Origin of the sequence: Acetobacter orientalis (assembly GCF_000963965.1) — a bacterium.
GTDB classification, from domain to species: Bacteria; Pseudomonadota; Alphaproteobacteria; order Acetobacterales; family Acetobacteraceae; genus Acetobacter; species Acetobacter orientalis.
Map to the genome: position 1 here is coordinate 98,518 of NZ_BAMX01000017.1, position 23,881 is coordinate 122,398.

General features: G+C 49.8%; 25 protein-coding genes. 17 read left to right on the top strand and 8 right to left on the bottom strand.

All coding sequences use genetic code 11. The annotated features are described in order from the left end of the window. Nucleotides 1-75 precede the first annotated feature (75 nt). From Abor_RS07730 to flgG, 4 genes are all read right to left on the bottom strand, one after another. Nucleotides 76-651: a bactofilin family protein gene (locus Abor_RS07730; protein ID WP_126621112.1), complete on the bottom strand. Its 576-nt coding sequence runs from the start codon at nt 649-651 to the stop codon at nt 76-78. 214 nt (nt 652-865) lie between these two features. Next, a complete protein-coding gene (flgH, locus tag Abor_RS07735; protein WP_086551529.1) occupies nt 866-1,597 on the bottom strand; it encodes a flagellar basal body L-ring protein FlgH in 732 nt (243 codons plus the stop codon). Between the two features lie 24 nt (nt 1,598-1,621). Beyond that, a complete protein-coding gene (gene flgA, locus Abor_RS07740; RefSeq protein ID WP_232015123.1) occupies nt 1,622-2,641 on the bottom strand; it encodes a flagellar basal body P-ring formation chaperone FlgA in 1,020 nt (339 codons plus the stop codon). A gap of 6 nt (nt 2,642-2,647) precedes the next feature. Continuing rightward, entirely contained in the window at nt 2,648-3,433 is a 786-nt protein-coding gene (flgG, locus tag Abor_RS07745) for a flagellar basal-body rod protein FlgG (RefSeq protein ID WP_179193339.1), read from the bottom strand. Between the two features lie 274 nt (nt 3,434-3,707). On the opposite strand from flgG, the gene flgF reads away from it, so the two are divergent. The 12 genes from flgF (at nt 3,708) to Abor_RS07805 (ending at nt 15,864) form a co-directional block, all read left to right on the top strand. Then, the gene (gene flgF, locus Abor_RS07750; protein WP_048841267.1) at nt 3,708-4,451 is read left to right on the top strand and encodes a flagellar basal-body rod protein FlgF; all 744 of its coding nucleotides are present in this window, start codon (nt 3,708-3,710) and stop codon (nt 4,449-4,451) included. A gap of 138 nt (nt 4,452-4,589) precedes the next feature. Next, the gene (gene flgK / locus Abor_RS07755; protein ID WP_306310235.1) at nt 4,590-6,167 is read left to right on the top strand and encodes a flagellar hook-associated protein FlgK; all 1,578 of its coding nucleotides are present in this window, start codon (nt 4,590-4,592) and stop codon (nt 6,165-6,167) included. Between the two features lie 21 nt (nt 6,168-6,188). Next, complete coding sequence (locus Abor_RS07760; RefSeq protein ID WP_048841269.1) at nt 6,189-7,295, top strand: flagellin; 1,107 nt, start codon at nt 6,189-6,191, stop codon at nt 7,293-7,295. Nucleotides 7,296-7,412: 117 nt separating this feature from the next. Then, on the top strand, nt 7,413-7,769 hold the full coding sequence (locus tag Abor_RS07765; protein WP_126621113.1) for a hypothetical protein: 357 nt from the start codon (nt 7,413-7,415) through the stop codon (nt 7,767-7,769). A gap of 32 nt (nt 7,770-7,801) precedes the next feature. Continuing rightward, nucleotides 7,802-8,848, top strand: coding sequence for a L,D-transpeptidase (locus Abor_RS07770; protein WP_052946392.1), 1,047 nt, complete (start codon nt 7,802-7,804; stop codon nt 8,846-8,848). Between the two features lie 93 nt (nt 8,849-8,941). Next, nucleotides 8,942-10,417, top strand: coding sequence for a tetratricopeptide repeat protein (locus Abor_RS07775; protein WP_052946395.1), 1,476 nt, complete (start codon nt 8,942-8,944; stop codon nt 10,415-10,417). Then, entirely contained in the window at nt 10,410-11,456 is a 1,047-nt protein-coding gene (locus Abor_RS07780; protein ID WP_232015127.1) for a flagellar motor switch protein FliG, read from the top strand. The genes Abor_RS07775 and Abor_RS07780 overlap by 8 nt, the downstream gene beginning before the upstream one ends. Nucleotides 11,457-11,612: 156 nt before the next feature. After that, nucleotides 11,613-11,999 (top strand): hypothetical protein, encoded by a 387-nt coding sequence (locus tag Abor_RS07785; protein WP_048841271.1) that lies wholly within the window; start codon nt 11,613-11,615, stop codon nt 11,997-11,999. 142 nt (nt 12,000-12,141) lie between these two features. Next, nucleotides 12,142-12,690: a flagellar basal body-associated FliL family protein gene (locus Abor_RS07790; protein ID WP_052946393.1), complete on the top strand. Its 549-nt coding sequence runs from the start codon at nt 12,142-12,144 to the stop codon at nt 12,688-12,690. Nucleotides 12,691-12,751: 61 nt separating this feature from the next. After that, the gene (gene fliM / locus Abor_RS07795) at nt 12,752-14,056 is read left to right on the top strand and encodes a flagellar motor switch protein FliM (RefSeq protein ID WP_084594430.1); all 1,305 of its coding nucleotides are present in this window, start codon (nt 12,752-12,754) and stop codon (nt 14,054-14,056) included. Next, a complete protein-coding gene (locus Abor_RS07800) occupies nt 14,028-14,678 on the top strand; it encodes a DUF6468 domain-containing protein (protein ID WP_052946394.1) in 651 nt (216 codons plus the stop codon). Before fliM ends, Abor_RS07800 begins: the two co-directional genes overlap by 29 nt. Nucleotides 14,679-14,919: 241 nt before the next feature. Next, nucleotides 14,920-15,864, top strand: a complete 945-nt coding sequence (locus Abor_RS07805; RefSeq protein ID WP_048841272.1) for a flagellin N-terminal helical domain-containing protein — start codon at nt 14,920-14,922, stop codon at nt 15,862-15,864. A gap of 398 nt (nt 15,865-16,262) precedes the next feature. On the opposite strand, the gene flgC is transcribed toward Abor_RS07805, so the two are convergent. Together flgC and Abor_RS07815 are read right to left on the bottom strand one after the other, a co-directional pair. Next, nucleotides 16,263-16,670 carry a flagellar basal body rod protein FlgC gene (gene flgC, locus Abor_RS07810; protein ID WP_048841273.1) on the bottom strand — a complete coding sequence of 136 codons (408 nt, stop codon included), beginning with the start codon at nt 16,668-16,670 and terminating at the stop codon, nt 16,263-16,265. A gap of 15 nt (nt 16,671-16,685) precedes the next feature. Further along, the gene (locus tag Abor_RS07815; RefSeq protein ID WP_048841274.1) at nt 16,686-17,099 is read right to left on the bottom strand and encodes a flagellar basal body rod protein FlgB; all 414 of its coding nucleotides are present in this window, start codon (nt 17,097-17,099) and stop codon (nt 16,686-16,688) included. 365 nt (nt 17,100-17,464) lie between these two features. Between Abor_RS07815 and Abor_RS07820 the strand changes: the two genes are divergently transcribed. Beyond that, nucleotides 17,465-18,136 (top strand): hypothetical protein, encoded by a 672-nt coding sequence (locus tag Abor_RS07820; RefSeq protein WP_146855160.1) that lies wholly within the window; start codon nt 17,465-17,467, stop codon nt 18,134-18,136. 6 nt (nt 18,137-18,142) lie between these two features. On the opposite strand, the gene Abor_RS07825 is transcribed toward Abor_RS07820, so the two are convergent. Continuing rightward, nucleotides 18,143-20,707 (bottom strand): tetratricopeptide repeat protein, encoded by a 2,565-nt coding sequence (locus tag Abor_RS07825; protein ID WP_126621115.1) that lies wholly within the window; start codon nt 20,705-20,707, stop codon nt 18,143-18,145. A 291-nt stretch (nt 20,708-20,998) separates the two neighbouring features. After that, nucleotides 20,999-21,247 (bottom strand): hypothetical protein, encoded by a 249-nt coding sequence (locus Abor_RS07830; protein ID WP_048841278.1) that lies wholly within the window; start codon nt 21,245-21,247, stop codon nt 20,999-21,001. Between the two features lie 207 nt (nt 21,248-21,454). On the opposite strand from Abor_RS07830, the gene Abor_RS07835 reads away from it, so the two are divergent. The 4 genes from Abor_RS07835 (at nt 21,455) to Abor_RS07850 (ending at nt 23,877) form a co-directional block, all read left to right on the top strand. Further along, nucleotides 21,455-22,255 carry a response regulator transcription factor gene (locus tag Abor_RS07835; RefSeq protein ID WP_048841279.1) on the top strand — a complete coding sequence of 267 codons (801 nt, stop codon included), beginning with the start codon at nt 21,455-21,457 and terminating at the stop codon, nt 22,253-22,255. A gap of 160 nt (nt 22,256-22,415) precedes the next feature. After that, on the top strand, nt 22,416-22,751 hold the full coding sequence (locus Abor_RS07840) for a flagellar hook-basal body complex protein FliE (RefSeq protein WP_048841280.1): 336 nt from the start codon (nt 22,416-22,418) through the stop codon (nt 22,749-22,751). Between the two features lie 9 nt (nt 22,752-22,760). After that, on the top strand, nt 22,761-23,036 hold the full coding sequence (locus Abor_RS07845) for a flagellar biosynthetic protein FliQ (protein ID WP_048841281.1): 276 nt from the start codon (nt 22,761-22,763) through the stop codon (nt 23,034-23,036). Next, nucleotides 23,026-23,877, top strand: coding sequence for a flagellar biosynthetic protein FliR (locus Abor_RS07850; protein WP_232015130.1), 852 nt, complete (start codon nt 23,026-23,028; stop codon nt 23,875-23,877). The genes Abor_RS07845 and Abor_RS07850 overlap by 11 nt, the downstream gene beginning before the upstream one ends. The last annotated feature ends 4 nt before the right edge of the window (nt 23,878-23,881 follow it).

Consider the following 23,881-nt stretch of genomic DNA (forward strand, 5'->3'; position numbering starts at 1 on the left):
CCCCACTCGTTACACACAAACAGGGGCAGCGCAGCCTAGCTGTACCCACACAGTGCGGGCATAGCCTCTTTACCTTCAGGGCAGTCTTTCTGCTGTGTCTGTCAGCACTGCGTGCCCATCAGCCGTAGCAGCAGAGCTCAATGCCTCGTCCATATGATCCCACACGGAAGAAGGTGCACCCACAGTGGTGGAGGTTACAGCCGCGGCCTGAGGCGCGCTTTTTTGAGCCACAGGTGCTGTCGCTGCTTTAGGAGCTTCCGTGCGGGGCTTGCTTGGGGTGTTAGCCGCAGCAATTTTAATCTCGCCGGTAAATTCTGCATCCTTATGAATGCCGCACCCATTGCGACCCTCCATAAAAATTGTGCAGTTCTGCAACTTTGCCGTAGCTGAAGCGTAGAAACGTTTAGCGTGTACCGTAAGAGAATCTGCGCGGCCGCGAATAATGACATCGTCGGCTGTAATTTCGCCAGACAACATGCCGGTTTCAAGAATATCAACCACAGGCGCTGTCAGCTGCACATTGCGTACCGTACCACCCACAATAATAGGCGTTGCAGTTTCGCACTCCAGATTCATAATGGTCAGACCAGGCGCAAGAATGGTCTGCGTGGGCTCTGCCCCTTTACCGAACACGTTATCGCCGTCGTTCACACTTATCTCCTTGGGCAATTCAAACCCTGCCATAGCTGCCACGCCTTATGCCATAAGAGCTATTTCGCCTTTGCCTTCATCGCAAAAGTAAAGAACCCTAAACCGTCAAATTCACAGCAGAAAAAGTTTAATTATTCTACACTGCATGCTGCCAACATGACAACACTGTCAAGTTAAACCACAACCACATTGCGAGAAGGCAAGCACCCCAGAGTTAGAAAGGCAAAACACTTTCCAAAATCTGCTGCCCATAACGAGGGGTTTGCAGCTTGGTCAACTGACCACGCCCACCGTAAGAAATGCGCGCCTCAGCAATCCTATCGTGCGTAACGGTGTTATCTTCCGTGATATCTTGCGGGCGCACAACGCCAGTCACCATAAGCTGGCGCAACTCACCGTTAATGCGCACCTCTTGCCTTGCCACAACAACAAAATTACCATTTGGCAAGACTTGCGTAATAGTACCTGCCAACGTTAACGCAACAGCTTCAACACGCCTGATATTACCCGTAGCAGCATTGGCACTCGCACTACTGGTGTTTAAAGCGTCTGAGCCTGTAACATGAGAAAGCGCCTTCCCTTTAAAACCAAAAAGGCTTGGTATCCCAAAATCCTCAGAACCACTCCCAACGGCAGTAGTGTTGTTCGTCAGGCTGGCATTATCGGCAATTTCAACCTTAACGGTCAACAAATCACCCACCTGAGAGGCACGCTGGTCTTTAAAGAAAGCGCGGCTACCCGGCCGCCACAAACTACCCACTTCTGTGGGGGGCGGCTGCAAAGGCGGCATAGGCATTGTTACAGGCCTATATTCAGGCGCCAAAGTTGGGTCTGATGTATGCGTCATGCGGGGCGGGTGCCCTGTTTCGCTCAACTCCGCCAAGCCAGAGCAATTTGCTAACCCTATAAGACTAAGCAGAACCAAGCCTGATGCTCGACACTTCACCACAACTCACCTTTTACCATAGCCTTACCACCCGGCAGAACGACGCTGGCTACCCAAAGCCGCATTAGATGAAGACGTTAAACGCCGCAAAGTCGCTGAATCAGACGGCACCGGGCCAGATGTCGCGTCCACATCCAATTCTGAGCCATTAACCACTCGGCCAGTTACAATCATTTTGCTCGCGAGGTTTAAAGCCCGTACATACTGCCCATCATAACCATCTTCTAACGCACGCCCCGTTACCGCCAAATGTAAGCCAGGCGAGCGGAAAGACAACAAAATAGGGTCACCCTTGTGCATAACCACCGTTTTCTGCAAATCCCGATCCAAAACAACTTGGTCGACCACAACACTATGCAACAACGTCATGCCCGCAATAGCTGCTGCATTTGAAAACATCTGGTTTGTAACATGGCCAGTATAAGAATCATTCACCCGCACATCAGCAGTGGAGAGCGTTGCCCCAGCGGGCATCATATGCGTAAAGACCAAAATAGACTGGGCAGCACGAATACTTCCGCGCAGCAAAAAGGTGTCAAGCTCTCCCTCTCCCAAAGGGTGCGCCCGATACACAGTTGCTGTAAACCGTCCGCTTTTTTGGTCCCAGTTCACATCAGACAAAACCACAGGCGCCGCATCATCAGCTGCCACAGTCATGGGTACAAAATCGTCTAATTCCACCACTATGGAATCATTATCTGCCGCACCCGACACACTACGCCGCACCAGATCAGCAAAAAAAACTTTATCGAGCACTCGCCCTGCCCGCGTAATGCGTGCCAGCGCAGCAGAGGACTGGTCTGTCCAGTCCACACCATATTGGTCAGCAATAGCAATTAATTGACGGCCACCAACCTGAATGGTTTTGCCGGGCGCTGGCGCAACACCCAACACTCTATCCTGCCCCGGCTCTAAACCAATAAACAGGTCTGACAACCTTACCGTGTCAGAAACAACAACAGTAGCCGGGCGCAAAGTGGCCGCAAACGCGGGCTGGGCGGCAGCGAGTGCAACCGCCAGCATGCTGGCCACATAATGCTTCATGGCAGGTTATTTCAGATTAGTAAGCGTCTGCAGCATTTCATCAGATGCAGTAATAACCTTACTGTTCATTTCATACGCACGCTGCGCTGTAATAAGATCGGTAATTTCCGTCACCACGTTCACTGAAGACTCTTCAACAAACCCTTGCCGGATAGACCCAAAACCCGTGCTTTGTGGCGTACCAACAATCGGGTCACCAGAAGATGTGGTTGAGGTAAAAAGGTTCTGCCCCATAGCGGCCAAACCATTTTCGTTTTGGAAGGTTACAAGCTGAATTTGCCCGGCAACCTGCGCATTGGTCTGCCCAGAAACCGTGTATTGCACCTGCCCACTTTGGTCGATGGTAATATTTTCAGCGTTATTAGGCAGAGAAATGCTGGGGTTAAGAATATACCCGTCGGCCGTCACAATCGTGCCATCCTCAGACAGCGAAAAAGTACCATCACGGGTGTAAGCATATTCGCCAGAAGGCAGCGTGACACGAAAATAACCACGCCCTTCAACAGCCATATCAAGCGCGTTATTGGTCTGCTCTAGCGTGCCCTGCTCATTAATGCGGTAAATACCTGCTGTACGCACGCCCAAACCGATTTGCGCACCAGATGGCACCAGATCACCAGTGTCTGAACTCATGGTACCAGCTCTACGCAAGTCCTGATAAACCAGATCCTGAAACTCTGCCCGGCGCCGCTTATACCCGGTGGTCGTCATGTTGGCGATATTGTGAGAAATCGTTTCCACGTTCGTGGTCTGCGCCTGCATGCCCGTACCAGCGATATCAAGGGAACGCATCATAGGGGAATTTCCTCCGGGTGAGCCTTTAGTCTTCGCGCCACAAAGAATTTTCCCTTATGGCTCAGAATCTTATGCGCAGAACAGACAACCAGCCCCACACATCACTTAATCGCTAGCAACAGGGAGTAAATTTTTGTTAGAGAAAATGCAAGAATAATCTCACGCACAAACCGCCCCAAACAAACCACCATCACACAAATGGTTGCTGAAATAAAAAACTCAGATTATGCACTGTTTTGGTCTTTAATTTGAGCCACCGGAGCACACTGCTATGGATAACACGACCTACATCGCCTTATCCCGCATTGACGCCCTTACCCGCTCGCTTGATGTTACAGCCAACAACCTTGCCAACACAAACACCGCAGGGTTCAAAGCATCGCGTGAAGTATTTTCAGATTATATTGTAAAACAAAAAGATATTCACCAACTGCCCGGCGGTAAAACTGAAACCTACACCCAAGACCGCGCCACTTATCAAGACCATATGCAAGGCCCCTTGCGTGAGACCGGCAACACAACAGATTTCGCCATTAATGGTGAGGGGTATTTTACCGTCCTCACCACCCAAGGCATACGCCTAACCCGCAATGGTCAGTTTCAACGCAGGGCAGACGGCGTGCTGGTTGACATGGCAGGCAACCCCCTGCTTGACCGCTACCGCCGCCCCATTACCATTCGGCAGAATGATGACATTCTCTCCGTGTCATCTGATGGCACAATATCAACGCAGGAAGGCGCAATCGGCACCATTAATCTGGTTACAGTCGACAATCTCAATACCTTAAAACCTGAAGGAAATTACCTCCTTCAACCCACCACACTGACGCATAACGTCGCCCACAAAGAAATTCGTCAAGGCATGCTGGAATCAAGCAACGTCAATGCCGTAACAGAAGCCACGCGCATGGTCGAAATTCAACGCGACTACGACCTGAACTTCCAGCTCATACAAACCGAATCAACACGTCGCACAAGCGCGATAGATAAAATAACCGCTGAGCCAGAAGCGTGAGGAAAAATACGTCTCCCCCTTCATGACTTTTTGGACATTTTAACTTTTCGTAAACCGATGTTCCCTTAACCGGGTAAACACTAAACGATTTTCGATTGAGCACGCGCACTACTGGGCGTTGGTCAGCCGTCAAGACGCATGAGGACACAGATGGATCTTTCATCATCGCTTTCTATCGCTACCAGCGGGCTGCATGCTATTGACTACCAACTCTCTGTTGTATCGCAAAATGTTGCCAACCAGAGCGTGTCTGGCTACGTCAGTGAAAGTGCAACTGTTGTCTCCAGAACACCAGGCGGCCTGCGGGCAGGTGTTGTTGCGGGTTCTACCGTTTTAAATGTCAACAAAGCGCTTCAAGCCTCTTTGTATAACCAAAATGCAAAAGTGGCGGAATCTGACGCACTTAGTAATTCCCTCTCCGCCATTACTTCCATTCAAGGCTCTACAGACACAGATACCACTACAAGCACTGGCAGCAGCAACTCACTGCCTGATAGCTTGGGCAATATCCAGTCTACCTTAACGTCTTTGGCGGCAACACCGCTGGAAAGCTCCGCGCAGACGGCTGTGATTTCTGCCGCAAAAACGCTCACAAGCAACATCCATACGCTCTCAGATGCCTACACAGCACAACGGCAGACTGCGCAAGACAATATTGTCAGCACGGTTTCAACCGTAAACTCGCAGTTGACCCAAATCGGCAGCCTCTCTGCGCAAATCATGTCTCTCAAGGCATCTGGTGCAGATTCAGCGGATCTGGAAAACCAACGCCTAGAAGCAATGAACAGCCTATCTTCCAACCTTTCTGTCACTTTCTCAGAAAGCTCAAACGGAGACATGGTTGTACGTACAGAAGATGGTACAGAGCTACCAACTCGCCCCGACCAAATGGGCAAACCGTATAACTCTATCAAATTACCAACAAGCACGTGGCCACTTTCAGCCAGCAACACCACGCTGTCTGCCTCTACGGTATATTCAAGCGACACATCAACCGCCAACCCAGACCTGTTTATTAGCCTTGATGGTACAGGTGATATCAAGTCCCACCTCACTGGCGGCACACTGGGTGCTAACATTACATTGCGGGACACAACTTACCCCAAAATGCAGGCCCAGCTTGATTCGTTTTCTTACACGCTCATAAGTCGCTTTAGTAACGCTGGCGTCTCTTTGTTTACAAATGGTAGCACGTCAACCCCATCCAGCAACCCCACAGGCACCACCCCTAATGGGTTAGTTGGCCTGTCCAGCGCTTTGAGCGTTGATTCAGAATATACCGCTGACCCGTCCAAACTCTCTTCTGGTGGAGACACATCAACCACCAAAGGAGATATCAGCGCCATTACAAATGTGTTGAACGAAACTTTTGGTACCTCCAGCGCTGACACAACAGGCTCCCTAGCGGCCCCTTCCTCTGGCTTAGGCCCAGATGGCTCCATTTCTCTTGGGTTTTCAGGCTCACAAGGTATTCTTGCCCTTGCAACGTCTCTCACATCAGACCAAGCATCGGTTGCAAGCGAAGCAAGCAATGGCTTCACGTACGCCTCGTCTGTGCAAACAACACTCCAAACTGCGGTTAGTAGTGTTTCCGGCGTTAACGTAAACAACGAGATGGCAAAAGTTGTTGCGCTGCAAAATGCATATACAGCCAATGCAAAAGTTATTTCGACCGTACAAACCATGTTTTCAGCACTGCTTAACGCAATCAATTAGGAATGAGGGGAAGGTTCTGTCATGAGCACATCTGTTGGCCAATTCGGAAGTAGCGGCGCCTCCGTCATTCTGAATGCAAGCATTCAAAAATTAACGCAGGCCCAATCTCAGATTGCATGGCAAACCTCAACCCAGACTATTGGCGAGACCTTTGCCGACCTCGGAACAAACCGCGCCACAGCATTAAGTCTTGCACCAAAAATTTCGCAGGTTACGTCATGGCAAAACAATATTACACAGGCGCAAAGCAGCCTTAAAATTACGGCCAGTGCGTTACAGCAAATTGCCTCTCTTGCACAAAACATGGCCACAAATCTGCTGAGCATGTCAGGCACATCGGGTTCGTCTGCTACCGCGACCGATGCCTACGCAGCACAGGCGCAAAGCGCTTTAACTGAGCTTACCTCAGCCCTAAACACATCCGATGGCACAAGCTACGTTTTTGCTGGCAACGCCTCAAACGAAAAACCCCTGCAAGGTAACGCCTCTCTCTCTGACAGCACATTAGCGTCTACCATTGCTTCAACAGTAAAGTCTCTCACGTCCTCTAATGCTTCCAGCATTATGGAAAGTGTGACGTCTGCCACCAACGATGACAAAAGCATTTTTGCCAGCACGCTGTACGCTTCAGGCAACCCAGCCACAACAACGCAAAACCTTCAACAAGCAGCAAGTAGCCAAAGATATACTGTCATAAGTTCTGGCGAAACGATGCAAATTGGCGCCGTTGCTACCCAAGGTAATGCGTCAGACGTGTCCTCCACGTCTACCGGCTCCCCGATTAAAGACTTAATGCGTGACCTCATGGTAGTGTCTTCCATGAGCGGTATGTCGTCTGACACCAGCGGTTATGCTGACCTCGTCAAACAACTGCATGCATCTCTCACCACAACAGTTTCCCAGATCACCAATATGGAAACCACAATTGGTACCCAACAAAACACATTAACGGCACGCGCCAGCCTGCTTGCAAGCATGCAAACCTCTTTGCAAACACAGCTTTCAAACGCACGCTCGGTAGATGTGGCTCAGGTTGCCATACATTCTCAAGACGTTAACACGAGCCTAAAAGCCTCTTTCATTCTCATTTCCGACATGAAAGACATGTCTTTAGCTAATTACATCTGAGCATAAACACGCAGTACAGTACTAAAGTTGCCAGCTACTGTGCTGCCGCTCGTTTACCATATGACCACGTTGCATGTTGAGCATGTGAGAGACCAATACGCAAAAAGGAGCCTTATTATGCAACGCTTCCTCCTGCTCACATTGCTCGTCTCTTGCGCCTTATTCAGTACAGCACACGCTCAGCCCGGCAACTCACTGCCTAGCGCGCCAAGCACGCTTTCTCATCATAACCATCCACACCACAGACCTCCGCAACCCCCACCGCAGCCAGACTATAATGGGTACCCACCGCCTTACCCAGTCACTCCCTACCCTTACGATTACGGGTGGTCTGCTATGGGCGGAGCCTACATGCAACAGCCAGCCCCTATGCAAGACCCCGGCAGCCATGTCACAATCAATGGCAAAACCTTCCCGTCCAAAAACGCTGCTCAACAAGGGGCGCGTAGCTCTGTGCAGGTAGATGGTCAGTAAGCTTCTTTCCCTCGCTCTAACTCTATCAAATCATGGTTAATTTTACCTGTAGTCATAGTAAACGCTGGCTGCCCTATAGTGCTGGCCTTTATATTTTCACCCTTTTAAGTGCATTTTCATGTGCGGCCTCAGCACAAAGTAACGCACCCTCCCCCTCCTTCTTTCCTGATGGAGATGTCGGGAGCACAGCTCTTTTATCGCGCACCAATCCACCAGCTACAATTTTGCCGCCTCCCACCCAACCAACCGCAACACTGCCAGCAAAGCCGCTTGCCACGCCACCCTCAGCACTGCCGCTTCCTGCTCCAATTACTAACGCGCCTGCACTTTCTAACGCTTTAGTCGATCAAGAAAGTCAGAACCTGCATGCAGCATTTCAACAAGAGGTTTCTCACGCTCCGCCACCACCGGCCGAACTCCAAGCGTTATGGATTAGCCTTGCCCGTCAACAATTAGAAAGCAGTCAATACCGCCCTGGCAACAGTCAGGTCGTTGTTCTTGTTGACCGCAACCCAAAAGTGCAAAGGCTTTCCCTTGTCGTTATTAATTTAAACGACCAAACATGGCGCATAATCGGCAGCACACGTGTTTCAACCGGCAAAAAGGGCCGCAAAGACTACTACATTACCCCCGTAGGTGTTTTTACAAACACAGCTAATCGCTTGGGGTACAGAGCTCTCGGCACCAAAAACGAACACGGCATTATGGGTAATGGCACCCACGGTATGCGCGTATGGGACTTTGGCTGGCAGCAAGGTACAAAAGGGTGGCTAGCTAACCACGAGCAAGGCCCTATGCGCCTGGAAATGCATGCTACAGACCCCTATATTCTGGAAAAAAGGCTAGGCCATACAGCCTCTGCTGGGTGCATCCGTATTCCTGCACCTCTTAATATTTTTCTAGACCGACACGGCTTGCTTGATGCTGATTACGAACAAAAAAGCCACACAGATAAGCGGTTTCTGGCGCTCCTACGCAAAGATCGCACCCCCTCCCCGCTTTCGGGTGTCGCTGTTATCGTTATAGACACCAGCAATACCGTCAAAACATCTCCCTTTACACACACGCACCATTTTTAAAGCTGTATAAACTTCTTTCCTCCAGCGGCGCGATCGGGCAAAAACACAGTTTAGCCGGGTAATGTGACGCTTTTTACGCAGGTTTCTAAATTTATGCAGCATGATCGCTCCCCTTTTTGCTCAACCGAGACAAGGGACGCTACGCCACCCCAAAATGCACATGATGATGCAACGGCGCTGCATCGTGCAGGAAATTTTGCTCAAGCTGCTGATGCTTACATGCGCGAACTGGCGCTCACCCCCAACGATGCAAGGTTACTCAGTAATTTTGGTGGTTTGCTTTGTTCAATGGCACAATTTGACGCCTCAAAAGCGCTCCTCACCAAAGCAGTCAGCCTTGCTCCAGATATGCCGGATGCTTGGAACAATTTAGGCAACACACTTGTTGAACTACAAGACTATGCAAACGCAATAACCGCTTACAAACAGTGCCTTGGCCTTACCCCCAATCATCCACTTGCTCTTAGCAGCCTTGGGGTTGCGCTAGACCGGCAGGGCCACCATGCCATAGCAGAAAAAGGCCACCGCTTTGCTTTGCGCCTTGATCCAGACAACCCAATGAGCCACCTTAACCTCGCGGTTTCACTATTGGCACAAGGCAAATACCCCGAAGGGTTTGCCGAGTTTGAATGGCGCTGGAAAACAACCATGACCAGCCATCATGGTATGGATGGCCCCCTCTGGAACGGGCAACCACTTGAAGGCAAAACGCTCTTCATTCATACCGAAGGCGGGTTTGGAGACATGCTCCAATTCTCGCGCTTTATTCCGTTTGCCGCAGCACGGGGGGGGCATACTGTTACACTCGTCCGTAAAGAGCTTTTACGGCTTATGCAGGTGTCTTTTCCCGATCTGCACTTTGTAACAGTAGAAGACGATATTCCCCGCTATCATTTTCAGTGCCCCATCATGAGCCTTCCCTTGGCTTTGGGCACTACTTTGGACACAATTCCATTAGCTGAGGGCTATCTCAAAACCACTCCAGCGCAGGATAGCTTCTGGCAAAACCTTCTTTCGCAAGACTTAAGCCTAAGCCCATTAGCCGCCACTAAACCTTTCAAAATTGGGTTGGTCTGGGCTGGCTCGCCTCATACAGGCCTAAGATTTGCCGAGGTCGTTGATGGGCGCCGCTCGCTCTCTTTGGCCACCCTTGCCCCCTTAGCTCAAGCTGCCCCAAATGCGCTATTTTACAGCCTGCAAGTCGGTGAGCAAAGCGCTCAAGCTCAGCACCCACCAACCGGCATGACGCTAATAGACCACACAAAACACCTAAAAGACTTCAGTGACACAGCAGCCCTCGCCAAACAGCTTGACCTTATCATTGCGGTAGATACATCAACCGCGCATCTTGCTGCTGGGCTAGGGCAGCCAACATGGGTCTTGTCGCGTTACGACCAATGCTGGCGCTGGCTGTCACAGCGCACAGACTCACCGTGGTATAAAAGCCTAAAACTCTACCAGCAGGCTCAACCGCTTGACTGGACATTGCCCCTTGAACAGCTCACCGCTGATCTGGCAAAATTAAACACCACTGCCCATTCTGTAGAAAGAAACCACTCTAATGCTTAATGCCATGCTCACAAACCCAGACATGCCAGTAGAAAGCATTGTGGCCAGCCTGAATGGGCGGCAGAAAGTTGCCATTTTGATGTTGGCGGCAGGGCGTGAAAAATCATCTAAAATTCTTAAACAATTACATGAAGATGAAGTACGCGATATCTCTTTAGCCATGAGCGGCCTAGGGCTTATACGCGCCCAGATTGTAGAAGCTGTCTGCTACGAATTTTCTAGAAATTTTGAAGCTGCCGAGGGGCTTATTGGTAACTACGAAACCACAGAAACCTTCCTACGCAAGGCACTGCCTACAGAACTAGCCGATAAAATTATCGAAGAAATCCGTGGCCCCAACCATACCAGTATGTGGGATAAACTGGTCAATATTCCTGAAGGTGTGCTGGCCAACTATCTCCGCAACGAGTATCCACAAACGTCTGCTGTTATTCTCAGCCACCTCCAGCCCGCTTATGCAGCCCGCATATTTGTGCTCTTGCCTGAAGACTACGCGACAGAGGTCATGACGCGTATTCTACACATGGAAACCGTACAGCAAAGCGTTATAGACAGCGTAGAAGCCACCTTGCGCACAGAGTTTATGACGTCCGTCGGCCGCTCTTCCGGGCGCAACAGTTACCAATTGCTGGCAGATATTTTCAACAATTTCGACCGCAACACAGAAGCGCGCCTGTCTGAAGCCATGGATCATATGAACCATGATGACATGGAAAAAGTAAAAGCCCTGATGTTTACCTTTGAAGACATCAAGCGCCTGCAACATGAAGACCTGATGAAAATCATCAGAGAAATCGACATGGAAAAACTGCCCCTTGCTCTCAAAGGTGCGTCTCAAACTGTGCGCGAAATGTTCCTTGAGTGCATGTCAAAACGTGCGGGTAAAATTCTCATTGAAGAAATTTCTGCCCTCGGCCCTGTACGCGTAAGAGATGCAGACGCGGCTCAAATGGAAATTGTTATTACCATTAAAAATATGGCGAATGCAGGCGAAATTGACCTTGGCCCAAGCGACAACGATGATGAAATGATTATGTAGCACTGTTAGTGCCTCTCACAAGCTGAGAGGCACGCCTCCACTTTCATGACACCACCACAACCCAGCCAATCAATTACGCTATAGTTAAATATTGTGCATATTTTATTTTTTCTGTATTTTTTGCACATGTATAAATAACGAGATTTTTCCATCACTATGTCTTTTTTTCGCAAACTTCTTGTTTTCAGCCTTTTGGTTGCACCACTCACTACAGCGCATGCCTCAGAGATTATCGGCCAAGGCACCACGCGCTGTGAGAAATTTCTAAAATTAACCGAATTAAACGACCAAGTTGAAGACACCTTCATGAACTGGGCCGAAGGATATGTCAGCGGCTTAGCCTTTGATCGCTCTGCCCACGGTGTAGAGGTCGATGCTAGCATTTTCTTATTCCATTATTCATACGACAAAGAAAAAATTCGCCAATTCTGCCAGCGCTCACCGCAATCTTCTTACAAAGACGCCGTGCACCACACATTGCTAGAATTATTACAAGACCAAGGAGCAGATATTGGTAAAGATGAGCAGTTTAAACTGCACTGAACACCTTTTCTGCCTTCATTCCTACCCACCTAACCTCCAGCAGCTGTACCTCTAACAGAACAAGGTTCGCGCAAGGCATTGAGAAACCGATGCCCACAAGGTAGAGTGCGCAAAATACCAACCACTCTGGAGCTATTCAGATATGAGTGAAACTGCCAACGGTAGAGTACCGCTTTCCGCACCTGAGAGCGAAGACTATGAATCTGCCGAGCATACGTCAGTTTCTCCTGACAGCACCAAAAAGAGTAAGAAGAAACTACTTATTATTGTGGCAGCAGCTCTCGTGTTGCTCGCAGGTGGTGGTTTTGTGGCATGGAAAAAAAGCTCGCTATTCCAGACGACAGTCAAAAGCCACCTCGACACAAAAGGTAAATTTTCTGCGCTCAACACCCCTATCCTTCTTGGTATCCCTACCATCATCTCCAACCTAGACAGTGGAGACGGCCACCCTGTTTACGTCAAACTGACAGCAAAGGTTGAGGTTCTAGGGGCTTCAAACGAGGCATCGTTGCAAGATAAAGTGCCAGAAATACAAGATATGTTCCAAACATACCTGCACGAAACCCGGGCGCAAGACATTCGTGGCAATGGCATATACAGACTAAGAGAAGCCATGTTGCGCCGATTAAGAGCCAACATGGCCCCTCTACAGGTTACTAATCTGTATCTTGTCGAGTTTCTCGTCCAATAATTTGCCAACCTCAGCGTAGTATTCCATTCGCTCCCCCTACGGGATCATGGCAAGAGAGAGCATGCAGGACACGAACAACACAGCCGACGACTCCTCAGAACCTCAGGACACCGCCCCCCCCTCTGCCCCAGAGCACGGCCAGCCTGAAGAGAGCACACCTGCGCCCAGCACAGAGCCAACAGATACAGAAGTTGAGCCACCTGCCAAGCCTGAGGCTCAGCCACAGTCTGAAGACAGCGCACCAGAAAATGCATTTGGTAAAACGCTGGATCAGTCTGAAATAGATAGCTTACTGGGCAATACCTTTGCGCCTCCTCCCCCACGGGAGGAAACAGGCATGGAGCGCGTTATTAAAGCAGGGTTTGTGGCGTATGAACGCCTGCCCATGCTCGAGATCATTTTCGATCGACTTGTTCGGCTGCTCTCAACGACACTGCGTAGCTTCACCAACGACAACGTTGAAATTACCATAGAAGATATTCGCTCAGTACGCTTTGGCGACTACATGAGCACTAGCCCGTCCTCCACTCTGTTTGCCGTATTTAAGGCAACACAGTGGGAAAATTACGGGCTTATCGCCATTGATCCCTCTCTTTCTTATTCCATCATTGATATCTTGATGGGGGGGCAGCGCGGTCATGGCCATTCCGGCACAGAGACGCGGCCGCACACCGCCATTGAGCGCGCGCTCATAGAAAAAATGATCACGCTTACGCTGAACGACCTTTCCTCTGCGTTCAGCCCCGTTTGCGCCATCGACTTCGTCTTCGAGCGCCTAGAGGTCAGTTCGCGCTTTGCTGCCATTGCTCGTGCCTCCAATGCCGTTGTAGCCACCAAGCTGCATATCGATATGGAAGATAGAAATGGTAGTATGGTACTTGTTATACCCTACGCTACGCTAGAGCCTGTCAGAGACCAATTATCTCAGCAGTTTATGGGTGAACATTTTGGCCGTGACTCGATTTGGGAAGACCATCTGATTTCTGAAATTTTAGAAACAGATGCTCAGGTTTCCGCCATTTTGGAAGAGAAAGTGGTTCCCCTCTCCTGCCTTCTCGACCTACGCCCCGGTAGCCAGATCCTGTTTCCACATACCAGCGGCACGCCTTTTCACGTCAAAATCCAATGCGGGCAAACCCCTCTTTTTGAGGGCCGCCTGGGTAGATTGCGCGATAGAACTGCTGTTAAAATAGAACGACGTTTGGTACCCCCAGCAGACCCGCACACCCATTACCTCTTTACCCCTGAAACAGTGGGGGATGAGGCTCACGCCCCTTCTTCTTCCCAACAACCGCCCGCACCCTCTCAACCGGGCCAGACTGGAGGCCATCTAACAGATGCTGACACAGGTCCAACTCATCATTGAGATCATTCTCTCTTTCTTTCTTTTTCTGGGCATTATTTACAGCTTCTACCTCAGCCGTGTGCTGTCACACCTTAAGCGCGACCGTGCCAGTTTGCTTTCTTTGGTAGAAAAGCTGCAAAGCAGCGTTACCAGCGCAGAAGAGGGGGTTGAGAAGCTCCGTGTAGCAGGTGAAGTAAGCGGGCGGCCTTTAAGCAGAATGATTGAGCAGGCCAAAGCGAGCGGCTCTGAACTAGATAGCATGGCCAGCAAAGCAGATAGCGTTGCCGACCGCCTGCAAGAAGTCCTTACCCGCGTGCCTAATCAAGAAAGAAGGCTTGAACGCCTTCTGCTTGAAGTTGAAGACGCACAAGAAGAACTCGCCAAAGACTTGGCAACCTTGCAGTCTTATAATCTGCACTCCACACCCGAAGTGCATCAGATATCGGAGGAAACTCCTCCTCCAGAAAGCATAGACAGTACAGAACACGGTCTTTCCGATTCATGGATTGCACCAGAAGCCGAAGCTTCCACCTTACCGCATCTACAAACCCACCTGCGCCAACCCCCGCAAAACGCAGTAAATTTGCAGACCATGTTGAAGCCCCACCACCAGGCTCTCTCACACGCGCACGCCCGTATTTAAAGGCGCTCAACAGAACCTTTCTAAAAGAGCCATAAATAGTCAGATTTTTTAAGAATTTTTGAACAGTCCTAAAAGCGACCTTTCCCACCCTCAAACAGTCGGAAAGGTTTTTTTCTGTCCTGAATGTAACTTTAAAAACAAAAAAAAGAGAGCGCGTTAACTTTCTCTTAGCCGTTGGCGCGTTTAGTAAGCCCTGCAAGGAGCGCTGCTCCTACAGAATTTAAAAGTGGAGATAAGACCAATGAGTCTTTCAATTAACACCAACACCTCTTCAATGGTTGCTCTGGAAACTCTGAACGCAACCCAGACCGCTCTGAGCGCCACCGAAAACGCTGTCTCCACCGGCAAAAAAGTTGCCACCGCTGAAGATAGCCCAGCAACTTTTGGTATTGCTGCTCAAATGCAAGGCAACATCGCTGGCCAATCAGCCGTTAACGATGGTCTGACTTTTGCAGCTAAAGTTGTAAGCAACGCTGACTCCGCTGCAAACAACATCCTTAGCGTGCTTAATAATATCCAGCAGGCCGTCACGTCTCTTGGCAACAACTCCAGCAGCAGCACATCAGTTTCTCAGATCAATGACGAGCTTAAAGGCTTTTTTGATCAGATCGACTCTATTGCAGGTGGCGCGACCATCAATGGCGTAAACTTACTTACAGGCGCAGGCTCCGCTGCCAACACGACAACATACGCTGGTCTAAGTGCAAGCGGCACAAGCATGGTTTATGTTACCGGTCTTGCTGGCCAAACTTCCACCCTAAACGGTTTTGGAAGTATGGACAACCTTAGTACACAGTCAAAAACAACAGCGAAAACGGGCACTACATTCTCTGAAATGCTCGGTATCGCTGCAACAACCTTTATTTCAGCTGACGGTACACAATCTAGTATTAGCCCAACCATGACTTTGGCCAGCATGATCAGCGATGTTCAGACAGCCATTCAGGATGTAACACGTTTCACCTCAAAACTTGGCGCCAGCGCAAAAACTATTGCTAGCTTGTCCTCTTTCGGTTCAACACTGTCCGACAACCTGACCGCTGGCGTTGGCGCCCTGACGGATGCCGATATGTCTGCTGAAAGCGCAAAACTGACATCTCTGCAGACCAAACAGTCTCTGGCAATTAAATCTCTGACCATTGCTAACGGCCAGTCTCAGAACATTCTGTCTCTGTTCCAAGGTTAATTAGCTAAATATATTTAGCTAATTGTGTAGAGCTCCCCTTGCTTCATTCAAGGGGAGCTTTTTGTTTTAGTGCCTTCAAACTATCTTGTAGCCTTAGATAAAAGTTATAAATTTATCTGGCACATAAAAGAAAAATTCCGCAAAGTCTTCTATTCTTGCAATTACAAATCATAGAATTAGAGGCTTCAGCATCGGTTAATAAAATAGCTTTTATCGAGCATATAAAAAAATCGATAGAAATTATATAATTCACTAGAGAAATATGATTACAAACATATTGTTTGCGGAATCAATATTATCGCATTCCACAAAAATGATAAAATTTACGACCTATCTGCCTAAATCTAGTTTTTTCTATACCTATTTAATAGTTACCCAAATCAAAAAATACAGGCAATCTACTTCATCAAATTAATTGTCCGCGTCATCATGGAGCGGGTAATTTGCATTGTGTTTAAATTGGCATCGTAAGAGTGCTGTGCCTCATGCGTGTCCATAATTTCTACCATAGAGTTCACGTTGGGCATTTTTACATACCCTTTAGCATCTGCTGCCGGGTTGGATGGGTCATAGCGGGTTTCAAACTGGCTATGATCTTGCCCTATCTCCTTTACTTTTACGCCTGCAACGCCAGTTGTGCGGTCTAGAGCTTCTTTAAAAGTAATAGTCTTGCGGCGGTATGGGTCAGCATCAGGGGTAGAGCCCGTTGTTTCTTTATTCGCAAGGTTTTCAGCTGCCACACGCAGGCGCTGTGCTTGCGCTTCCATTCCCGCTGCGGAAACACCGATGGTATTTGTAAAATCCATAACTCTACGCTGCCTTTAAGAACCGCTGCCTAGTACGGTGGAAATCATGCTGGTATAGCGGCTATAAAGCGTGGTAGCCAAGCGTTGCTGGTCATTTGTATCAGCCACTTTTTCAAGCTGGTCTTCCAACTTTACTTCATTCCCAGAAATAGAAATATTGCCGCCTGTTGCCGCAGCGTGCGCAGTACCATTGTTACCAGACAAATGCCCGGGTTCTGTTTGCGCAAGGGTAACAGCCATTTGGTTTTGCAATACCCCCTGAAAAGGGGAGACATCTTTTGCCACATAACCGGGGGTGTCCGCATTCGCTACATTGCCCGCCAAAACAGACTGCCGCTTTTCCAGCCATGTTAGCCGGCGCTCAGCCAACCCAAGCAGGTCTGTGCCGTTAGAACTCGACATTGCGTGAGATGACAAGGCTTCCAACATTCACTGCGGCCCTTTGCTACTATGGTCTGCGAGGCGTTGGTAAGCTTGTTGCAAGCGGCCAACCTCCCAAAACTGTGACTACTTTGGCTGATAACTCTTCCTCAACACATAACACAAGGAATTTTTCGGGTTTTCTTATATCCAGCATGACAGACGCTTACCGCACAGCTATGGTTTGCGCTCACAATTTTATCTTGGCATTAACCGCAAACATGCGGCGTTAGGATGCAGTACCCTATAAATGAGCGACCGAATTCTTCTTACCGCTGCCACAACCGTTATTCTTGTCTGGAGCCTGCTTGCACAAAATGCACACGCTACCTTTGCAGCTATCGGTGTAGCGCTCTGGTTCCCGGCCGGCCTCTGTGCTTTCTTATACGGCTTTGTTACGCTGGCTACCTGTTATTGGCGGCATGCACCCCTTCCCTACCGATCTCCCTACTATTGAAAGGCGGCGCATACTCGCATTGTGTCTTCTTATTGCCTCTTTTTCTATTACGTTGCTTATTTTTACCCCTGCGCCGCAAGCAATTGGGCAAATTGTAGCCCTCAATTTTGCCTGCCTTCTTGCCTTATTTGATTGGAAAGAGAACTGGCTACCCAGCTATATTCTTTTCCCAATGTTCTTGGCCGCTCTTATTTTTGGTATTTTTCTGGGTTCAAGCCAAACTGTTATTCTGGGCGCAGCCATTGCGTGGCTTATTACAGCCGCAGGGCTTGTATGCCTCTCCATTACATTAAGACGCAATTTTGTATCTGGAGATTATATGGCACTTGTGGGCGCTTGCGGTGCCAGCGTAGGGCTTGGCAGCGTCTGGACTTTTCTTCTCACAGGAGCATTTCTGTTGTGGGTAGGAAGCATGTTTCGCCGTTATACACGCGCTGCCTCCCACCATTTACCCTTCACTAATACATGCGTGCTGGCCTTGGCTTTTACATTCCTCTTTCAACACTTACCTAACCTGACCAATGCTTTCCCAGAACTCACGCAACAGATTGCGCAAAAAGTCAGGTCTTCTTCTCTCTCTGAGCATTAAAGCGTTTTACGGCTCTACTTTAGCCGCACTCTCTTGCGCCGTCAGCAAACCAAAAACACGCCCAGTATCTCCATCAAGAGACCGGCTGCCAATGCGGGCCAACAACCAGCTTAACGTTTCTTTATCCCCAGCTTGAGACGCATCAGAGGCAATGCGCAAAGCCAAGAATTGCTGCGCGGGAGTTAAGACCCCTTTGGGGGGAAGATCTGTTTCCGCCATGCGCCGCAAATCTGCTACAGCCGCCGCCCACTCGCCTTTATTTTCATGAATATGCGCACTCATATCCAACGAGACCGCTGCTTGGTCTGCCCCAAGAAGGCCCAGCGCTGTTGTCTGATCTCCACTCTCAAGCGCCACCCTGGCCTGTATGTGGTGCCTCGCAGCTCTTACATCATCAGACAGAGCGGGATCATCTGTACGCGTAAGGATATTAGCCGCCAATGCCGGCTGTTTCTGGTCTAAGTACGCCGTAGCCAGAGCGTTCCCCGCCAAAGCGCGTAAATCTGGCTTATCAAACATCGGAATCGCATCAGAAAACGCCTGCTGCGCTTGGTCTGGCAGGTCAAGCGACATCAGCAATTTGCCATAGGCCAAAACAACTTCTGCTTTTTGCGGTCCAGTCGGTAGTTCCGCCATATGCGCGCGCAGCATTGCGGCATCATGCAGCAGGGCATCATGGTTGCTCTCACCCGTTGAATCGCGCGCAATATTCAACAAAATCTGGGAGAGCATAGACGACATAACCGTATCCATGCCTTTAGGGGCGTAAGCTTTGGCTTGGGCAAGTGCCGTAAGGGCATCGCTCCATTTACGGGCACGAATATACGCATCAGCTTGCAACAAGCGCAGCATAGCCTCACGCCCAGCTAGGCGCGCATCAAGCAAAAGGCTTTCAAATTTATCTGCAGCTTTCTCAGGTGTAATTTTTCCATCAGAAAGCTGAAGAGCCGTTGTCTGCTCAAGCGCTTTTTCAGCAATAACCGGGTCACGGTTGGTTTCAAGTTTTTGGAAAGTATCAATGGCCTCTTTACGCTTGCCAGTACGGAGCGCTTTAAAAGCCTTGGCTAAATCATACACTGGTTCGGCTGGCAAACCGTCTAACGCCGCCATATCTTGCGGGGTGCCATAGCGGCCAATATGCTCAGCCGCAAAGGGCAATAACACCGCACGAATATTAGAGGGGTAGCTCTCTATGCGTTTAAAATCGAGCGCAAGCGTGTGTGCTGCATCAGCATTTTGGCCCCCAATAGAGGCATCATAAAGGCCGCGCCAAAGCTGCGTTGCACGCCGCTCGGCCTCTGGCCATGGCTCATCCAGCAAAGAAGCCCCATCCATATTGCCACACAGCAATTCTGCTGCTGCCAGCAAAAAGCGCACATCAGGCCGAGCAGATTCTTCGGGGTCATCTTGTAACGCAACGGTCAAGATTGCGCGGGCCTGCAATGCATCACCGTTGCTAAAAGCCGCACGAGCTGCGTCTAACCTACGCGCAAACCTATCGGCAGGGCTGGAATCTGCTGCCGCTAACTGAGCCGCCTGAAACCGTTTTTCCATAGCAAGGTCAGAAAGGTTATTCAGACCCAACCATTCTGAATCGACATCGTTTGCGTAAATAGCAACGCCTTCATCCAATAAAGGCTTGCCTTCACGCATAAGCAATGCCCCTCGTGCCGTTGCTTTCATCGTGATGTCTGGGGCATTGGGAGAGACGACAACCCCCTCAACCGAGGGCCAAACATCATACCCCTGCCCTTTGCGGAAAGACAGAACACCACCATCATCAAAAGCTGATGTGCCTACTAGCAGCTTCTGGCCCGAAACCGGGTCTTTAATGGCAAGCACACGCCCCGGCTTACGCATGGGGTACAGTACACCGGCATCATCGGTCTGCGGTATTAAAATACGGCGGTTACCGTAAGCATTGCCGGGCGGGGGTTTATCGCCCAACACCCAACCCTCTGCTTGTTGCGACAAGTATAAGTTACGCGTGTCTGGCAAATAGACCTGGATAAGCGTGGCATCTGGCAGCGTATCAACTGTTAAGGTTGAAAACAGACCATCACCACGCAATGCGCTTGTATCAAGGGGCTCTACGTTATCAACAACAATTAAAAACCTGTTACCACTGCGAAAAGCAGCCAACCCTACCCGCGCAGAAATAGGAATAAGAACGCGGCTTACAGAAACCGGTGTTTGTGGTGCCACACTGGCAGCGGCTGCCACCTGCTCAGCCGTAAGTGGTTGTAGTGGTACGCCCGGGGCCAGTTTACCCGCTCCAGCCTTCGCACTCGGCGCAACAGGCGGTGGCGGGGCGGGCGGGCGGTCAAGCACTGTAGCCTGCCACGACCCCGGCAACCCGTGAATAACCACGTTGCCATCTTTCCCTATGTCCAGCGGGTCTGCCTTGACCTGTGTATCTGCTGGCAACGGCTTGCCGTCGGCGGCCGCCTGCCCCTCTGTTCCATCTTGGGCTGGGGTTTTCTTGTGCTTATGCTTATTTTTATGTTTTTTGTGGTGCTTGGGCTTATCTGGCTGAGTTGTTGCGGCCCCATCGGCAGGAGGCTCTGCCATAACTGGCGTTATAGCCGTGCATGCAAGAAGAAACGCGAACGGCAAAACCAAACGGTGCGCGCGAAAAAGAGAACTGAAATGCACGTATCATCAACCCTGAAAAACAGCACCCTCATCACATGAGGCCCTGCCACACCCTAAAGCCTCACTCAAACAGTTCCAAACCACACGCAACCCCAAGACGTAAGCCTTGGCCACCTGAAAAACCAAAACGCTGCCTGCCAAAACAGGCACCTAGCAGCGTTTTTAAGTTAACAAGGCATAACGTGTCGTTTGGTCAGCCGTTAAAATTTAGGCCAGCAGATTTACCAGACTTGATGTGGCGGAATTCTTTTTCTCGCCATGAGCTGAAGGCACAATCTGGCCAGACGCATCAAACTGGACAGAAGAAGATGAGCCATCAACACCAGATGAAATAACATTGAAGCCAGATGCGGCAACGTTTTCTGGCTTAAGCGCACGGTGCACACTACTGCTAAGGTTGGTGGTTGCCACACGCATGCTGGAGGCAAGAGAAGCTGCGGCTGTTGTGTCTGCCATATTTTTCACCATTCCAAGAGACGTAGAAATTATCACACCACTCCGAAAAACAGAGCCAGAATAGTTCCAACACCGCTTCATCGCTGTGCGCAGAGTATGAGATGGCGCGCACTTAGCCAAGATTTTTTTTACATTTGCTCTTGCCCTTGGGTTTTAGGGAGTGGCAACAAAGAGCAACAGGCAAACATTTAGCCAAGAAACGGAAGCATGCGCATACTTTGTATAGGCAGCAATACTGCACACGATCTTGGCCGCCCTTGCACCGCCCTTACCAAAGCCGCAGCCGATGGCACGGTTGCCATTACGCTTTCCGAGCCAGATGGTGTTGTTGAAACATTACGGCGCTCGCAATATGACCTTGTTGTCATTCAAGCCCCAACACCAGAAACGCGCTTGCTACGCCATATCCGCAACAGCCGCCTTTCAACACCTATTTGTTTTATCGTAAGCACGACCACCCCACACCAAACAGCAGATGCTTTAGTGCTGGGCGCAGATGAATGCGTACTCACCTCGATAGAGCCAGTAGAACTCCTCGCCCGCTTGCGCGCAGTGGTACGCCGCTCAGGAGGGCACGATAGCCAAACTCTGCATATAGGCCGCCTTACGGTAGATGTTGCCACCCGCCAAGCTTGCGTAGACCAAAAACTAGTGCCACTTACCCCAAAAGAGTACGACCTTGTTGAACTGCTTGCGCTCCGTAAAAACCAATTTTTAAACAAAGAAGCCGTACTAGATAGCCTTTATACCGGTGAAGATGAGCCGCATGGCAAGGTCATTGATGTCATGGTCTGCAAAATCCGTAAAAAAATGCGGGTTTTTGAGATAAGCGACCCCTTCTTAACCTTATGGCGCACAGGCTACCGCCTTAATGAAGAAGCCTTTACCCCTACCGCAGCAATTATGAACGCAAGCCAAGGAACCCACGCCTCTCGCGAGAGTAGTATACCTATCCGCTCGGGTATTAATATTATTACCCCCCAGAAAAAGCTGATAGAAACGCTCTAAAGCCTCGCGTTGCTTTTCTGGCACAAACCTCTTGCCCTCATTAAAGGCTAACAAAAAGATACTGGCTTTGTGCGGGCCAATAGAGTTAATAAGAACCTACTTTCAAGGCTAACCCTTCAGATCTCCTCAGCGCAGGATCTCTGAGGGGGAATGGACAAAGATGATAAACGACATCACCACACGCTCCTTCGATGCGATGAACGCTTACCAGCAGTTGCAAAAAACAACGGCTGGCGCAAACAGCCAAGACAGCGCAACTGGAGCCTCATCTGACGCTGTGTCAGATTTCAGCACTGCTCTCGAAAGTGCTCTGCAAGGTGCTATTGGCACGGGTAAAAAAGCTGAAAAGCAAAGTGCGCTCGGCCTTTCAGGCTCTGGTGATGTCACCAGCATTGCTACGTCTGTTGAAGAAGCAAAAATTACGCTGCAAACCGTCACCACCATCAGAGACCGTGTTGTGCAGGCGTACCAAGAAGTCATGAAAATGTCGATCTAAGTCGGCCCCATGAACCACGCTGTCGATATTCAGGATATTTTACGCCAAACCCTGATTGTTACAGTGAAAATGGGCGCACCATCGCTTCTGGCCTCGCTTCTTGTTGGGGTATTGGTCTCTCTTTTTCAGGCCATGACCCAGATAAGCGAAGCAACATTGTCTTTCGTGCCAAAATTTGTGGCAACCATGGCGGCCCTTTTACTGACTGGGTCGTTTATGTATTCCACTCTGCACACCTACGCTCAGACCATTTTTGACCAAATGATTGTCGCTGGTGGCTCATGAGCCACGCATCTGCTCTCTCTTTTGCTCTAAAATGAACGACTTTACGTTCTCCATCACCTCGCTCCCCACTCTAGCCGCCATGTTCCTTATCGTCATGTGCAGGGTAAGCGCCGTTGTTATGGTCTCACCGGGGTTAGGTGAAACCACTTCCCCCATGATGATACGCGCAGGTATTGCCCTGTGTATGTCTGTTACAATTTTACCTGTCGTGCAGCCCTATGTGCTCCCCATTACAAAAGCAGCCCTTAACTCTCCCGCGCAAACGCTTGGCATTATTGCCATAGAGTTGCTATGCGGCATTTTTCTTGGCTGGCTCGCCCGCTTGGTCGCATTAAGCTTTGCTATTGCCATGCAAATGATTGCTGTCTTTACCGGCTTAGCCAGCGTACTCCAGCCCGATACAGAGCTTGGGGCTTCAAGCACAGCACTTAGCCACATGGCCACAATGCTTATTCCCGTTATATTTCTCTCTACGGGGCTTTATATTTTACCGTTAACTGCTGTCACCGGCTCTTATAACCTGTTTCCACCCGGCCATATGCCCATGATAGGCGATATGGCTAAAAGCATTACGCAAACATCATCGCATGTTTTTATGCTGGCGTTGCAGTTGTCCGCCCCTTTTGTGCTTATTGGTACATTATGGCCTGCCATGTTGGGGGTTTTAAACCGGCTCCTTCCGTCTATCCAAGTTTACTCCATTGCCATGCCAGCCCAAATTCTTGGGGGTGTTTTACTATTGGCCATTCTCATTCAAGTTCTCACGGGTATCTGGCAGGAACGCGCGCAAGATATGCTCCTCAATATGCCCGGCATAAACCGCCTGCACGCGCACCCCTAGCCTA

What these genes read in the sequence shown, in the direction of transcription:
- flgC (WP_048841273.1), bottom strand. Translation starts at nt 16,670, where the DNA reads ATGGATTTTACAAATACCATCGGTGTTTCCGCAGCGGGAATGGAAGCG.
- flgK (WP_306310235.1), top strand. Translation starts at nt 4,590, where the DNA reads ATGAGGACACAGATGGATCTTTCATCATCGCTTTCTATCGCTACCAGC.
- Abor_RS07770 (WP_052946392.1), top strand. Translation starts at nt 7,802, where the DNA reads ATGGTTAATTTTACCTGTAGTCATAGTAAACGCTGGCTGCCCTATAGT.
- flgF (WP_048841267.1), top strand. Translation starts at nt 3,708, where the DNA reads ATGGATAACACGACCTACATCGCCTTATCCCGCATTGACGCCCTTACC.
- Abor_RS07805 (WP_048841272.1), top strand. Translation starts at nt 14,920, where the DNA reads ATGAGTCTTTCAATTAACACCAACACCTCTTCAATGGTTGCTCTGGAA.
- Abor_RS07800 (WP_052946394.1), top strand. Translation starts at nt 14,028, where the DNA reads ATGCTGACACAGGTCCAACTCATCATTGAGATCATTCTCTCTTTCTTT.
- Abor_RS07790 (WP_052946393.1), top strand. Translation starts at nt 12,142, where the DNA reads ATGAGTGAAACTGCCAACGGTAGAGTACCGCTTTCCGCACCTGAGAGC.
- Abor_RS07840 (WP_048841280.1), top strand. Translation starts at nt 22,416, where the DNA reads ATGATAAACGACATCACCACACGCTCCTTCGATGCGATGAACGCTTAC.
- Abor_RS07785 (WP_048841271.1), top strand. Translation starts at nt 11,613, where the DNA reads ATGTCTTTTTTTCGCAAACTTCTTGTTTTCAGCCTTTTGGTTGCACCA.
- Abor_RS07830 (WP_048841278.1), bottom strand. Translation starts at nt 21,247, where the DNA reads ATGGCAGACACAACAGCCGCAGCTTCTCTTGCCTCCAGCATGCGTGTG.
- Abor_RS07825 (WP_126621115.1), bottom strand. Translation starts at nt 20,707, where the DNA reads ATGGCAGAGCCTCCTGCCGATGGGGCCGCAACAACTCAGCCAGATAAG.
- Abor_RS07835 (WP_048841279.1), top strand. Translation starts at nt 21,455, where the DNA reads ATGCGCATACTTTGTATAGGCAGCAATACTGCACACGATCTTGGCCGC.
- flgA (WP_232015123.1), bottom strand. Translation starts at nt 2,641, where the DNA reads ATGAAGCATTATGTGGCCAGCATGCTGGCGGTTGCACTCGCTGCCGCC.
- Abor_RS07845 (WP_048841281.1), top strand. Translation starts at nt 22,761, where the DNA reads ATGAACCACGCTGTCGATATTCAGGATATTTTACGCCAAACCCTGATT.
- Abor_RS07760 (WP_048841269.1), top strand. Translation starts at nt 6,189, where the DNA reads ATGAGCACATCTGTTGGCCAATTCGGAAGTAGCGGCGCCTCCGTCATT.
- fliM (WP_084594430.1), top strand. Translation starts at nt 12,752, where the DNA reads ATGCAGGACACGAACAACACAGCCGACGACTCCTCAGAACCTCAGGAC.
- Abor_RS07780 (WP_232015127.1), top strand. Translation starts at nt 10,410, where the DNA reads ATGCTTAATGCCATGCTCACAAACCCAGACATGCCAGTAGAAAGCATT.
- Abor_RS07765 (WP_126621113.1), top strand. Translation starts at nt 7,413, where the DNA reads ATGCAACGCTTCCTCCTGCTCACATTGCTCGTCTCTTGCGCCTTATTC.
- Abor_RS07775 (WP_052946395.1), top strand. Translation starts at nt 8,942, where the DNA reads ATGCAGCATGATCGCTCCCCTTTTTGCTCAACCGAGACAAGGGACGCT.
- flgG (WP_179193339.1), bottom strand. Translation starts at nt 3,433, where the DNA reads ATGCGTTCCCTTGATATCGCTGGTACGGGCATGCAGGCGCAGACCACG.
- Abor_RS07815 (WP_048841274.1), bottom strand. Translation starts at nt 17,099, where the DNA reads ATGTTGGAAGCCTTGTCATCTCACGCAATGTCGAGTTCTAACGGCACA.